At 71.5% G+C, this 13,859-nt stretch carries 9 protein-coding genes; 6 read left to right on the top strand and 3 right to left on the bottom strand.

The window, feature by feature from the left end; translation table 11 throughout:
* Positions 1-60: 60 nt before the first annotated feature.
* From NLX86_RS28785 to NLX86_RS28795, 3 genes are all read right to left on the bottom strand, one after another.
* On the bottom strand, positions 61-1,719 hold the full coding sequence (locus NLX86_RS28785) for a PucR family transcriptional regulator (RefSeq protein ID WP_254374731.1): 1,659 nt from the start codon (positions 1,717-1,719) through the stop codon (positions 61-63).
* Positions 1,720-1,759: 40 nt separating this feature from the next.
* Positions 1,760-3,142, bottom strand: coding sequence for an FAD-binding oxidoreductase (locus NLX86_RS28790; RefSeq protein WP_254374732.1), 1,383 nt, complete (start codon positions 3,140-3,142; stop codon positions 1,760-1,762).
* A gap of 77 nt (positions 3,143-3,219) precedes the next feature.
* Positions 3,220-5,028: a glycoside hydrolase family 15 protein gene (locus NLX86_RS28795; RefSeq protein ID WP_254374783.1), complete on the bottom strand. Its 1,809-nt coding sequence runs from the start codon at positions 5,026-5,028 to the stop codon at positions 3,220-3,222.
* A gap of 459 nt (positions 5,029-5,487) precedes the next feature.
* Between NLX86_RS28795 and NLX86_RS28800 the strand changes: the two genes are divergently transcribed.
* The 6 genes from NLX86_RS28800 (at position 5,488) to NLX86_RS28825 (ending at position 13,834) form a co-directional block, all read left to right on the top strand.
* Positions 5,488-7,152: a CTP synthase gene (locus NLX86_RS28800; RefSeq protein ID WP_254374733.1), complete on the top strand. Its 1,665-nt coding sequence runs from the start codon at positions 5,488-5,490 to the stop codon at positions 7,150-7,152.
* An 82-nt stretch (positions 7,153-7,234) separates the two neighbouring features.
* Positions 7,235-7,861 carry an NUDIX hydrolase gene (locus NLX86_RS28805; protein ID WP_254374734.1) on the top strand — a complete coding sequence of 209 codons (627 nt, stop codon included), beginning with the start codon at positions 7,235-7,237 and terminating at the stop codon, positions 7,859-7,861.
* Between the two features lie 625 nt (positions 7,862-8,486).
* Positions 8,487-10,505 (top strand): tetratricopeptide repeat protein, encoded by a 2,019-nt coding sequence (locus tag NLX86_RS28810; RefSeq protein WP_302061895.1) that lies wholly within the window; start codon positions 8,487-8,489, stop codon positions 10,503-10,505.
* 144 nt (positions 10,506-10,649) lie between these two features.
* The gene (ald, locus tag NLX86_RS28815) at positions 10,650-11,765 is read left to right on the top strand and encodes an alanine dehydrogenase (protein ID WP_254374785.1); all 1,116 of its coding nucleotides are present in this window, start codon (positions 10,650-10,652) and stop codon (positions 11,763-11,765) included.
* Positions 11,766-12,092: 327 nt separating this feature from the next.
* Entirely contained in the window at positions 12,093-13,253 is a 1,161-nt protein-coding gene (locus tag NLX86_RS28820; protein WP_254374735.1) for a ParA family protein, read from the top strand.
* Entirely contained in the window at positions 13,250-13,834 is a 585-nt protein-coding gene (locus tag NLX86_RS28825) for a hypothetical protein (protein ID WP_254374786.1), read from the top strand. Before NLX86_RS28820 ends, NLX86_RS28825 begins: the two co-directional genes overlap by 4 nt.
* The last annotated feature ends 25 nt before the right edge of the window (positions 13,835-13,859 follow it).

A 13,859-nucleotide genomic window follows, 5' to 3' on the forward strand; every position in this document is an offset into this window, starting at 1 on the left:
CGGTGCCACCGCCTGCCACCGCCCCGCCGGGTACGGCTCGCGCCCGTCCCCGACCGCCCGTCAGGAGGTGTGGCGGCGGGCTCTCAGGGCCAGACTCAGGGCCAGGACCGTTTGGGGGTCGTCCAGGTCCGTGCCCAGCAGTTCCGAGATCCGGGCCAGCCGGTTGTACAGCGTCTGGCGGTTCAGGTGCAGCTCGCGCGCCGTCTCCGCCTTCCGGCCCGCGTGGGCCAGGTACGTCTCCAGGGTCGGAAGCAGCGGCGGGCGGGACGCGCGGTCATGGGCCCGCAAGGGCCCGATCGCCCGGTCCACGAACGCCGCCAGGTCCGGGTGCTCCCGCAGCCGCCACAGCAGCAGGTCGATGTCCAGCCGCCGGGCGTCGTACCAGGGGCGGTCCATCAGCCCCTGCGCGGCCGTCGCCGTCTCCGCCGCGTGCCGCAGCCCCGCGCTCGCCGCCGCCCAGCCGCCCGCGACCCCGACCACCACGACGGGCGGGTGTCCGCCCGCCCGCTCCAGGCCGGCCCGTTCGACACCCGCCCGCAGCGCCGCCGCCACCCGGTCCGCCACCGCCGTGCGTTCGGACTCGGAGCGCAGGCCGAGCAGCAGCGGCACCCGTCCCTCGACCGGGCGCACGCCCAGCAGCACCGGGACGCCGACCGAGGAGAGCTCCTCCAGCACCGCCCGCGCCAGCACCGCCCAGTTGCCGGTCGGCGACAGCTCGGCAGCGAGCCGCATCACCACCGGCAGCAGCGGCCCGTCGCCCGGCTTGAAGCCGAGCACCCGGGCCTGCGCCGGCGCGTCCTCCGCGGTGATACGCCCCTCGGCCAGGTCGGTCAGGAAGTCGCCGCGGCCCCGCGCCGCGAGCTCCTCCTCCTGGCGCGCCTGCATCAGTACGACGGCCAGGATGCCCGCGGCACGCTCCACCGCGATCCGGTGCACCGGCAGCAGCGGCGAGGACACGGCCAGCAGGACTATCCGGGCGCGCACCGCGCCGGTCCCGTGGCCGCCACCCGGCACGTCCACCAGTACCGCGTTCGCCGGCGGGCCGTCCTCGCGCGCCTCGCGCTGGCCGCGCAGCCCTTCCCACATCTGCAGCGGATCGGCGAGCGCCGGTTCCGAACCGGCGGCGCCGGCCGCCGCGTACAACAGCTGTCCGTCGGGGGTCTCCAGGAACACCGGATCGCCGGTGAAGTCGGCGAGGATGCTCAGCACCTGGGGGATTCCACCGCCGCCGAGGAGTGCCTCCGTACAGCGGAGGTGGACCTCCTCGGCCTGCTGGAGCAGCGCGTAGTGCCCGTTGACGATCTCGGTGTGGACCTCTTCGGTCACCGTCACGAAGGGCACCTCGCGGTGCAGCTGGACCAGCGGCAGCCCGGCCGCCCGCGCGGTCTCCACGATCGTCGCGGGCAGCCGGCTGAAGCGCGGTCCCAGCTCCACGACGAGGGCCGCGATCCCGCGGTCGGCGAGCCTGCGTACGAAGGCGCGCTGCTCGGCCGGCCGGGTGCCGAGACCCAGCCCCGTGGTGAGCAGCAGCTCGCCGCCCTTCAGCAGCGAGGCGATGTTCGGGACCTCGCCCGCGTGCACCCACCGCACCGTACGGTTCAGCCGGTCCGACGCGGCCACGACCTCCGGCAGCCCGCTGCGGAGCCCGGGCAGTTCCAGTGCCCGCTGCACCGTGATTCCGCCGCCCTGTGTGTCCAAGGGATTCGCCTTCACCGCCATGGCTGGGGACGCTACCTGGGCGAATGTGCCAGGAACAACGTCACCGCGGCCTGATGTTGTGGTTGCGGTTGAACACATTGTCGGGGTCGTACTGGGCCTTCACCGCGGCGAGACGCGCATAGTTCTCCGACCCGAATCCGGCCACCACCCGCTGTTCGCCCTCGTTTCCGATGAAGTTGAGGTACACCGCGCCGGTTGACCACGGCTGGACATCGGCCCGCACATCGCGCACCCACTGCCGGCCCCGCTCGTCGTCGGCCGGGTTGTCCCAGATGCCGAAGGGGTGGACGACCCACGGCGACGTGCGCCAGGGGACCGGGTAGCCGGCCCCGCCGTCCGCCAGCGCGCCGCCCTGCGGGAACAGCACGTGCTGGGAGTTCGACGGCACGATCATGCCGGCGGCGCGGGCACAGAAGACGTCCGCCGCCTCGTCCGGGAAGGAGTCGAGGTACTCGGCCGACCAGTAGTTACGCAGGCCCGGCGGGTCGTCGAGCATGCACTGCAGGTCGGCGTAGGGAATCTCGGCGATCACCTCCGCCTCATGGCCCAGCCGGAGCAGGGGTGCGGCCACTTTGCGCGCTTCCGCCTCGGACCCCACGTAGGTGACCAGCACCATGCAGAGCAGCTTGCCCACCATGTGCTCGGGCAGGAACTCCTCGGGCGGCCCGGTCAGGTAGAGGAACCCGCCGCCCAACTCGTCCGGAGCGGACTCCAGGACGTCGCGGTACGTGCGCAGCACCCCGGGTCCCGCCTCGGCCTGCCACAGCAGCATCATGACCGCGACCGTGCTGACGGGGTGCAGCCGCAGGGTCAGGGAGGTGGCCACGCCGAAGTTGCCACCGCCGCCGTGCAGCGCCCAGAACAGCTCCGGGTTCTCGTCGTCGCTCGCCCGCACATGCTTGCCGTCGGCGGTCACGAGATCGACGGCGAGCAGGTTGTCGCAGGCCAGCCCTAGTTTGCGGTCGAGCCACCCGCTGCCGCCGCCCAAGGTGAAGCCGCCGACGCCGGTGGTGGAGACCCGGCCACCGGTGGTCGCCAGCCCGAAGGGCTGGGTGGCCCGGTCCAGGTGGCTCATGGTCGCGCCGCCGCCGACGCGTGCCCGGCGGGTGTCGGGATTGACGCTCACCGCGTGCATGCGCCGCAGATCGATGACCAGGCCGTCGTCGGCGAGGGCCATGCCCGCGACACTGTGCCCGCCGCCGCGTACCGCGACCGGCAGTCCGAGGTCCCGTCCGAACCGGACGGCGGTGGCCACATCGGCGTCGGTCTCGCACTGCGCGATGACCGCCGGGCGCCGGTCGATCATGCCGTTGAAGAGCTCGCGGGCCTCGTCGTATCCCGTATCACCAGGGGTGAGGGTGTCGCCGGACAGTGCCTTGCGAAGACGGTCCAGGGCAGGTTCCGCGATGACTTGGGGAGCCATGATGCCCCCTTCCGAGGGGCGCGACAGGACCTACTCATCGTAATTCGAACGGTCCTGCCCCGCCTGGCCCCGAGCCGTCAGCCCCCGTACGCGCCGCTGGCCGTCAGCCGCAGCGCCGTGTCGATCAGCGGGACATGGCTGAATGCCTGCGGGAAGTTCCCGACCTGGCGCTGCAGCCGCGGGTCCCACTCCTCGGCGAGCAGGCCCAGGTCGTTGCGGAGCGCCAGCAGCTTCTCGAACAGCCGGCGCGCCTCGTCGACGCGCCCGATCATCGCGAGGTCGTCGGCGAGCCAGAACGAGCAGGCGAGGAAGGCGCCTTCGTCTCCCTCCAGGCCGTCCACGCCCGCCTCGTCGCCGGCCGTCGGATAGCGCAGCACGAAACCGTCCGACGTGGACAGCTCGCGCTGGATCGCCTCAATCGTGCCGATGACCCGCTTGTCGTCCGGCGGCAGAAAGCCCATCTGCGGAATGAGCAGCAGCGAGGCGTCCAGCTCCCTCGACCCGTAGGACTGGGTGAAGGTGTTGCGCTCCTTGTCGTAGCCCTTCTCGCAGACGTCGCGGTGGATGTCGTCGCGCAGTTCGCGCCACCGCTCCAGCGGCCCGTCCGCGTCGCCGGACTCGATCAGCTTGATCGTGCGGTCGACGGCGACCCAGGCCATCACCTTGGAGTGCACGAAGTGGCGGCGCGGGCCGCGCACCTCCCAGATGCCCTCGTCCGGCTGGTCCCAGTGCTTCTCGAGATAGCGGATCAGCTTCAGCTGAAGCAGCGACGCGTAGTCGTTGCGCGTCAGGCCCGTCATATGGGCCAGGTGCAGCGCCTCGGTGACCTCGCCGTACACATCGAGCTGCAGCTGGTGCGCGGCGCCGTTGCCGACCCGGACCGGCGCGGAGTTCTCGTAGCCGGGCAGCCAGTCGAGCTCCGCCTCGCCCAGCTCCCGCTCGCCCGCGATCCCGTACATGATCTGCAGGTTCTCCGGGTCGCCCGCGACCGCGCGCAGCAGCCACTCGCGCCACGCGCGGGCTTCCTCGCGGTATCCGGTGCGCAGCAGCGAGGAGAGCGTGATCGCCGCGTCGCGCAGCCAGGTGTAGCGGTAGTCCCAGTTCCGTACGCCGCCGATCTCCTCCGGCAGCGAGGTCGTCGGGGCCGCGACGATCCCGCCGGTCGGGGCGTACGTGAGCGCCTTGAGCGTGATCAGCGAGCGGACCACCGCCTCGCGGTACGGGCCGTGGTACGTGCAGTGCTCGACCCAGTCCCGCCAGAAGTCCGAGGTCGCCTCCAGCGAGCCCTCCGGATCGGGCAGCGCGGGCGGCTCCTTGTGGGAGGGCTGCCAACTGATCGTGAAGGCGAGCCGCTCACCCGGGGCGATGGTGAAGTCCGAGTACGTGGTGAGGTCCTTGCCGTACGTTTCGGTCGGGCTGTCCAGCCACACCGAGTCGGGGCCGGCGACCGCGACCGTACGCGCGTCGACCTTGTGCACCCAGGGCACCACACGCCCGTAACTGAAACGCATCCGCAGCGCCGAGCGCATCGGCACCCGGCCGCTGACTCCCTCGACGATCCGGATCAGCTGCGGCGCGCCGTCACGGGGGGGCATGAAGTCGGTGACCCGGACGGTGCCGCGCCGGGTGTCCCACTCCGATTCGAGGATGAGCGAGTCCCCGCGGTAACGGCGGCGGTCGGCGCGCGGCGGCTCGGTGCCCGGGGCGAACGCCGGACCCATGCGCCAGAAACCGTGTTCCTCCGTACCGAGCAGTCCCGCGAAGACGGCATGGGAGTCGAAGCGGGGCAGGCAAAGCCAGTCGGCCGTGCCGTCCCGGCAGACCAGGGCAGCGGTCTGCATGTCTCCGATGAGTGCGTAATCCTCGATGCGCCCGGCCACGTGCATCTCCAGTCGAACGGCCACGTCGCCCCACGGGGCGCTTACTGCGGCGCCCCGAAGGGCGCTCTCTGCGGTCAAGGGTCGTTGACGAGCTCTTGTTCCGGGCGGGCGGGGGTGGTGCCTTTTGCCGGCCTGCTCGGCAGCGAGTGTCCGAGCAGGATACGACGCACCATGATGGTCCGCGTGACGCTCCCGGCAACGCGACTGCTCCGAACGGGTGAGCCAAGGGTGACACGATGCCGACCGGATACCGGACAGGTGCCCAGCGTGACCGCCGCGACGCGGGCTGTGCCGGGGCGTGGCCGGAAGCGGTCTGCCCCTCGCGCTGATACCCTGGTACCCCGTGGACCGGTGCACTGTGTAATTTCGGCAGGCCCCGAAACCGCAGCGACGGCACCTCCCGAAACCCCGGGCCGGCAGCCGGTACGCACCCCACCTCGCGACCACGGGAGCCCCCTCTTGGCGATGCCGCCCAAATCCATGACGACCAAGCACATCTTCGTCACCGGGGGTGTCGCTTCCTCCCTCGGCAAGGGCCTCACGGCCTCCAGCCTGGGTGCGCTGCTCAAGGCGCGGGGCCTGCGGGTCACGATGCAGAAGCTCGACCCGTACCTGAACGTCGACCCGGGGACGATGAACCCGTTCCAGCACGGTGAGGTGTTCGTCACCAACGACGGCGCCGAGACCGACCTGGACATCGGCCACTACGAGCGCTTCCTCGACGTCGACCTCGACGGCTCGGCCAACGTCACCACCGGGCAGGTGTACTCCACGGTCATCGCCAAGGAGCGCCGCGGCGAGTACCTGGGCGACACCGTGCAGGTCATCCCGCACATCACCAACGAGATCAAGCACCGCATCCGGCGCATGGCGACCGAGGACGTCGACGTCGTCATCACCGAGGTCGGCGGCACGGTCGGCGACATCGAGTCGCTGCCGTTCCTGGAGACCGTCCGCCAGGTCCGCCATGAGGTCGGCCGGGACAACGTCTTCGTCGTGCACATCTCGCTGCTGCCCTACATCGGCCCTTCCGGCGAGCTGAAGACCAAGCCCACCCAGCACTCGGTGGCCGCGCTGCGCAACATCGGTATCCAGCCGGACGCGATCGTGCTGCGCGCCGACCGCGATGTCCCGACGTCCATCAAGCGCAAGATCTCGCTGATGTGCGACGTCGACGAGGCTGCCGTCGTCGCCGCGATCGACGCCAAGTCGATCTACGACATCCCGAAGGTGCTGCACACCGAGGGCCTGGACGCGTACGTCGTGCGCAAGCTCGACCTGCCGTTCCGCGATGTCGACTGGACCACGTGGGACGACCTGCTGGACCGCGTCCACAACCCCGACCACGAGGTCACCGTCGCGCTCGTCGGCAAGTACGTCGACCTGCCCGACGCCTACCTCTCGGTGACCGAGGCGCTGCGCGCCGGCGGCTTCGCGAACAAGGCGCGCGTCAAGGTCAAGTGGGTCGCCTCCGACGACTGCAAGACGCCGGCCGGCGCGGCGAAGCAGCTCGGCGACTGCGACGGGATCCTCATCCCCGGCGGCTTCGGCGACCGCGGGGTGAACGGCAAGGTCGGCGCGATCACCTACGCGCGTGAGAACAAGGTGCCGCTGCTGGGTCTGTGCCTGGGCCTGCAGTGCATCGTCATCGAGGCGGCCCGGAACCTGGCGGACATCCCCGACGCCAACTCCACCGAGTTCGACGCGGCGACCGCCCACCCGGTCATCTCGACCATGGAGGAGCAGCTCGCCTTCGTCGAGGGCGCCGGCGACCTCGGCGGCACGATGCGGCTCGGCCTGTACCCGGCGAAGCTCGCCGAGGGCTCGATCGTGCGCGAGGTGTACGCGGACCAGCCGTACGTCGAGGAGCGGCACCGCCACCGCTACGAGGTCAACAACTCGTACCGCGCGGAGCTGGAGAAGAAGACCGGGATCCTCTTCTCCGGCACGTCCCCGGACAACAAGCTCGTCGAGTACGTCGAGTACCCGCGCGACGTCCACCCCTACCTGGTCGCCACCCAGGCCCACCCGGAGCTGCGGTCCCGCCCGACCCGCCCCCACCCGCTCTTCGCGGGCCTGGTCAAGGCCTCGGTCGAGCGGCAGCAGAGCGTGGGCCGGAAGGACAAGTAGTACGGAGCGATACGGTTGACCGGGGTACGGGTCTTCGAGACCCGTGCCCCGGTTTCTGTATGTGGGAGGACGGACGATTTTCATGAGCATCAAGGACACCGCCGAGGAGTGGCGGGTCACCGCGACGGCGACCCCCTTCCGGGGCAACAAGACCAGCGTCCGCACGGACGACGTGGTCATGCCGGACGGTGCGGTCGCCCGCCGCGACTACCAGGTCCACCCCGGTTCGGTGGCCGTCCTCGCCCTCGACGAGGAGGGCCGGGTCGTCGTACTGAACCAGTACCGGCACCCCGTGCGCCAGAAGCTGTGGGAGATCCCGGCCGGCCTGCTCGACGTACCGGGGGAGAACCCGTTGCACGCGGCGCAGCGAGAGTTGTACGAGGAGGCGCACGTCAAGGCCGAGGACTGGCGGGTGCTGGCCGACGTCTACACCACGCCCGGGGGCTGCGACGAAGCGGTACGGATCTTCCTGGCCCGCGATCTGTCGGAGGCGGCGGGCGTGCGCTTCGAGGTGGCCGAGGAGGAGGCGGACATGCAGCTGGCGCGGGTGCCGCTGCCGGAGCTGGTCCGCGGTGTGCTCGCCGGCGAGCTGCACAACAACTGCCTTGTGGTGGGCGTCCTCTCGCTCAGCGCGGCACTGGCGGGCGACGGTGTGGACGCGCTGCGCCCGGCGCAGGCGCCGTGGCCGGCGCGGCCGTTCGAGGCGTAACGGGGCCATGGGCGGTATGGATCAGCTGATCTGACGATCAGTTGATCCGATCGGGGGATGTGCCCGCCCTGCTCTGCAGGGATCGTCGCTCAGCGTGAACTACGCTCGGAATTCCCCGACCGGAGTCCCCGGCGGGCTCGTGCGCAGGTGGACGGGAGCGTGGCCCGTGGCGGAGCAGGCGGTGGACACCAACGGCCCGGAGGCGGTGTCCGAAGCGACGGATACCGAATGCGCGCCGGACGGGTCCGCGGTCGGCGCGGCGCCCACGAACGCCGGTCCGGCCCGCACCGCCGGACGCCCCGCGCATGGCCCGCAGGAACGGGCGCCGGAAGCGACTGACCGGCCACCGGGCACGGCTGCGGTTACGGCCCCAGGAGCACCCGTACCGGCAACGACACTTGCTCCGGCGCCCGATACGCAGCGCCGTTCCGCCCCGGCCGCGGCCGCCGGCCCGTCCGCACCGAGTACGACACCGTCGCCGCCGGGCACGGCCCGGGGTGCGTCCGCATCCGCGCCGGCCCCCGGCCCCCCGCCCGCCGCGCCGGACCGGTCCGCAGTGAGTGCGGTGGCCGGGCCGGTGCCGGTACGGGCGGGTGAGCCGGCGCGGGCCGGGGTGTCTGAGCCCCTGCCGGGTGCGGGATCCGCCCGGTCCGAGGCGGAGCAGCGCGGCGGGGGGTACGGGGAGTTTGTCGGGCGGCGGCGGGAGGTGCAGGCCCTTCGGGCCGACATCGAGCGGGCCGGACTCGACACCATCTCCGGGCGCAAGGCTCCCCGTGCCCGGGTCCTGCTCATCGCCGGGCGGCCCGGATCGGGGCGGACCGCGCTCGCGGAGGAGCTCGCCGGGCAGCTCGGCGGCGACTACGCGGACGGTGTGCTGTACGCCCGGCTGACCGACCCCGGCGGGGAACGCGTTCCCACCGACCGCACCGCCCGCGAACTGCTCGACGCCCTGGACCTCCCCGCGCCGCCCGGCGCCGGCGCGGACGAGCTGGCCGAATCGCTGCGCGAGGCGCTCGCCGCACGCCGCGTGCTGCTGCTCCTCGACGACGCCGCCGATGCAGAGCAGGTGGACCTGCTGCTGCCCGACAATCCGGACTGCCTCGTCGTGGCCACCGCGCAGGGCCCGCTGACCGGCATCCCCGATGTCCGGCCGTGCACACTGGGCGGCCTGGACACCGCTTCCGCCGTGGAGCTGCTGAGCCGTTTCACCGGCTCGGTCCGGATCAAGGTCGACCCGCGCGCCGCCGAAGGGCTCGTGGAGGAGTGCGCGGGGCAGCCCGCCGCGCTCGTGCTGGCGGGCGGATGGCTCGCCGCCCGGCCCAAGGCGTCGGTCGCGGACGTGGCCAGGCAGCTGCGCGCCACGCCGTCCGCCCTCGGGCCGGTCGGCCGCGCCTTCCGGCTCTCGTACGAGAGCCTCGTGCCGCCCGCCGCGCGGATACTGCGACTCCTGGCGCTCGCGCCCGCCGGCCTCGTCGACGCGCACACCGCGTCCGCCCTCTCCGGCTGTTCGGTCTCGGCAGCCCAGTCCACCCTGGACGACTTCACCGCGCTCGGGCTGCTGCGGCCCGACGGGTCGACCCCGCCGCAGTACACGGTTCCCGGCTGCCTCGCGCCACTGATCCGGGCCGCGATGGAGGCACAGGAGCGCCCGGCGGAGGTGCAGCTCGCCCGCGCCCGGATGCTGGAGCGGACCGTACGGCTGCTGCAGTCCTGCCGGGCGATCACCGAACCGGACGGATCGGCCGCCCGGCGCAAACTCGCCGGACTGCCCCGTGCGCTGCGCTTCCCGAACCAGCAGGCAGCCGCCGGCTGGCTGCGGACCCGCCGGCCGGCGCTGCTGGCCTCGGCGGCGGCGGCCGTCGCCGACGGCGAGCTGGACACCCTGGCGCGGCGGCTGGTGTCCGCCCTGGTGCGAGCGCTGGCCGCGCACCGGGGGACCGAGGCCGCGGCTCCCGACCTGTACGGGCTGCACCGGCTGGTCCTCGATGTGGCCGACCGGCGCGGGCTGCACCGGGAGAAGGCTGCGGCGCTGCTGAATCTGGCCGACCTGGACGCCCGGACCGGGCGTAACCGGGAGGCGCTGGCCCGGTACAGGGCCGCGCTGGACGCGGGACGGGCGGCAAATGACCCGTACGCGACCGGTCGCGCGATGGAATCCGTAGGCGGGGCGCACCAGCAGCTGGAGGACTGGCAGCGGGCCGCCGACTGGTACGGCAGAGCGCTCACCCAGCGCCTCGCCCGCGGCGAGCGGGCCGACGAGGCCCGGCTGTACGGACGGCTCGGCACCGTGCACACCTACGCGGGCCGCTACGGCGAGGCGCTGCGGAACTGGCGAGCGTCGGCGGCCGGGTACCGCAGGCTCGGTGATCTCGCGGGCCATGCGCGGGCGTTGAGCGAGATGGCGCGGGTGCAGGAGTACGCGGGCCGGCCCACGGAGTCGCTGCGCACCTGCCGGGAGGCCGTGGAGCTGGCGCGGCGGGCCGGTGACGTGCGACTTCAGGCCGCACTCCAGCTGCGGCTGGCCGACACGCTCGACCGGCTGGGCGACCCGGCGGCGGCCCGTCTGCACCGCGCTACAGCCGAAAGACTACTGGAAGACGACTCCCCAGCCTGCGAAATCCGCAGTGGTTTCGCTGAGGATTGATGCTTTGTAAGGCTAGACAGCGAGAAATCCTTCATTAGACTGGCTCTGCCGCATGTTCCTGCGGTGTACCCCGATGTGCCGTCGCGCATCCGGGTATGTATGGAATTGCCCCGTAAATTCCCTGAGCCAAGGACCGTGATCGACGTGAAGGTCGGCATCCCCCGCGAGGTCAAGAACAACGAGTTCCGGGTGGCCATCACCCCCGCCGGCGTGCATGAGCTCGTCCGCAACGGCCACCAGGTCTTCGTCGAGCAGAACGCCGGCGTCGGCTCCTCGATCACGGACGACGAGTACGTCTCCGCCGGCGCGCAGATCCTCGGCACCGCCGACGAGGTCTGGGCCACCGCTGACCTGCTGCTGAAGGTCAAGGAGCCCATCGCCGAGGAGTACCACCGTCTCCGCAAGGACCAGACGCTCTTCACCTACCTGCACCTGGCCGCGTCCCGCGAGTGCACCGAGGCGCTGCTGGAGTCCGGCACCACCGCCATCGCGTACGAGACGGTGGAGACCGCGAACCGCGCGCTCCCGCTGCTCGCTCCGATGTCCGAGGTGGCCGGCCGTATCGCCCCGCAGGTCGGCGCGTACCACCTGATGCGCTCGGCCGGCGGCCGCGGCGTGCTCCCGGGCGGTGTCCCGGGCGTGGCCCCGGCCAAGGCTGTCGTCATCGGCGGCGGTGTCTCCGGCTGGAACGCCGCTCAGATCGCCATCGGCATGGGCTTCCAGGTCACGCTGCTCGACCGCGACATCAACAAGCTGCGCGAGGCCGACAAGGTCTTCGGTACGAAGATCCAGACCATCGTCTCCAACGCCTTCGAGCTGGAGAAGGCCGTGCTCGAGGCCGACCTCGTGATCGGCGCGGTTCTCATCCCGGGCGCGAAGGCCCCGAAGCTGGTCACCAACGAGCTCGTCTCCCGGATGAAGCCCGGAAGTGTACTTGTCGACATTGCAATCGACCAGGGCGGCTGCTTCGAGGACTCGCGTCCGACCACCCACGCCGAGCCGACCTTCCAGGTCCACAACTCGGTGTTCTACTGCGTCGCCAACATGCCCGGCGCGGTCCCGAACACGTCCACCTACGCGCTGACCAACGCCACGCTGCCTTACATCGTGTCGCTGGCCAACAACGGCTGGGTCGAGGCGCTGCGCCGTGACCCCGCGCTCGCCAAGGGCCTCAACACCCATGAGGGCCAGGTCGTTTACGGTCCGGTCGCCGAGGCGCACGGCCTCGAGACGGTCGAACTGCACACCCTGCTCGGCTGACGCGTCAACACGCAGCGTCAACCTCACGCATCCGGCCGGACCTTGCCTCACAAGGTCCGGCCGGATGTGTATCGGGATGCTTTGCGAGGCTCGCTCAACTCGCCTCGAACGTAACCCTTTAACCGTTTCGCACACCCGCGAAACTTCGCAGTGACGGGCCGTACACCCTTGACAGAGGGGTGTTCGGTTGCCGACACATCGTGCCGGGTCCGGCGGATTGTGTTGCTGCGGAGCGGTGACACGCCATAGAGTCGCCAACCGTCGGCATGGTGCCACGCTGACCTATCGATAAGTTTCCTGGTCACGTCCAAGGAGGTAAGACGACTTGTGAATGAGTCGACATTTACTCCCGGGGGTGGTCAACCAGGAAGTCCTGCGCGGGGCCAGGGCCCTGGCGGGCTCGAGGCTGTCGGCTCCGTCGCTGTCCGCACCTTCGCAAACCACCAGCACATGACGACAGCCCACCAGAGCATGGACGGCCAACACGTGAACGCCATGGCCGGCGACCGGAGCGGCCGAGAGCCCACCGGCTTCGCCGACTACGAGGAAGTGCCCGAGGGGCACTTCTACGACCCCGACGCCGAGTACGAGCCCGATCCCGAGTACGCGGCCACCCTCGCGCCCGACGCGGCCCGTCAGCGCCGCGAGCGGATCGGCCCGACCGGACGGCCACTGCCCTACTTCCCGATCCCGGGCCCGCTGACCGACCACGGTCCGGCGAAGATCATCGCGATGTGCAACCAGAAGGGCGGCGTCGGCAAGACGACGTCCACCATCAACCTGGGCGCCGCGCTCGCCGAGTACGGACGCCGCGTCCTGCTCGTCGACTTCGACCCGCAGGGAGCGCTGTCCGTCGGCCTCGGCGTCAACCCGATGGAGCTCGACCTCACCGTCTACAACCTGCTCATGGAGCGGGGCATGTCGGCCGACGAGGTCCTGCTGAAGACCGCCGTGCCCAACATGGACCTGCTGCCGAGCAACATCGACCTCTCGGCCGCGGAAGTGCAGTTGGTCAGCGAGGTGGCCCGTGAGTCGACGCTGCAGCGGGCGCTGAAGCCGCTGATGGCCGACTACGACTACATCGTGATCGACTGTCAGCCCTCGCTCGGCCTGCTCACCGTGAACGCCCTGACGGCGGCTCACAAGGTGATCGTGCCGCTCGAGTGCGAGTTCTTCGCGCTGCGTGGGGTCGCGCTGCTGACCGAGACCATCGAGAAGGTCCAGGAGCGGCTGAACCCCGACCTGGAGCTCGACGGCATCCTCGCCACCATGTACGACTCCCGTACGGTGCACAGCCGAGAGGTGCTGGCGCGCGTCGTCGAGGCCTTCGACGACCACGTCTACCACACGGTGATCGGCCGGACCGTGCGCTTCCCCGAGACCACGGTCGCCGGTGAGCCCATCACCACGTACGCCTCCAACTCCGTCGGTGCCGCCGCCTATCGCCAGCTCGCCAGGGAGGTGCTCGCCCGGTGTCACGCCGAGTGAGTCTGCCGGGGGCCGACGAACTGTTCCGTACGACCGGGGGGATGGCACTGCAGTCGTCCTCACCGCGGCGTGGGGTGAACGGCGAGGCGAGGGTGCCGGCGCCGGCCGGCGAGAGCGATCCCCTGCCGGAGCCGGAGCGGGCGACGGCGGAGAGCGGCGAGGCCGCTGAGCACTCCGCCGCGGACGCCGACGCCGACTCCGGCGAGCCGCGCAGCAGGGCGGTGGACGCGGCGCAGACCGCCGCCGCGACGGGGCGCCGCCCGCAGGAAGGTTCAGGCACGCGGCCGGCTTCGGCTCCGGTGGCTCCCGCCGGTGCTCCGGCGGGCGGGCAGCAGCGCCGCCGGGGGCGGGGGGCCAACCGCCGGCCGAGCGGTCGTGAACGCCACGACGAGAAGATCACGGTCTACGTCTCCGCCGAGGAACTGATGGACCTCGAGCACGCGCGGCTCGTCCTGCGCGGCGAACACGGCCTCGCGGTCGACCGCGGGCGGATCGTCCGGGAGGCGGTCGCCGTCGTCCTCGCGGACCTGGAGTCACGCGGCGACGCGAGCATCCTCGTACGGCGCCTGCGCGGGCGCTGACCGGCCAAGGGGTGTCCGGCCCGTC

The sequence above is a fragment of the Streptomyces sp. A3M-1-3 genome (genome assembly GCF_024213665.1).
Taxonomy (GTDB): Bacteria; Actinomycetota; Actinomycetes; order Streptomycetales; family Streptomycetaceae; genus Streptomyces.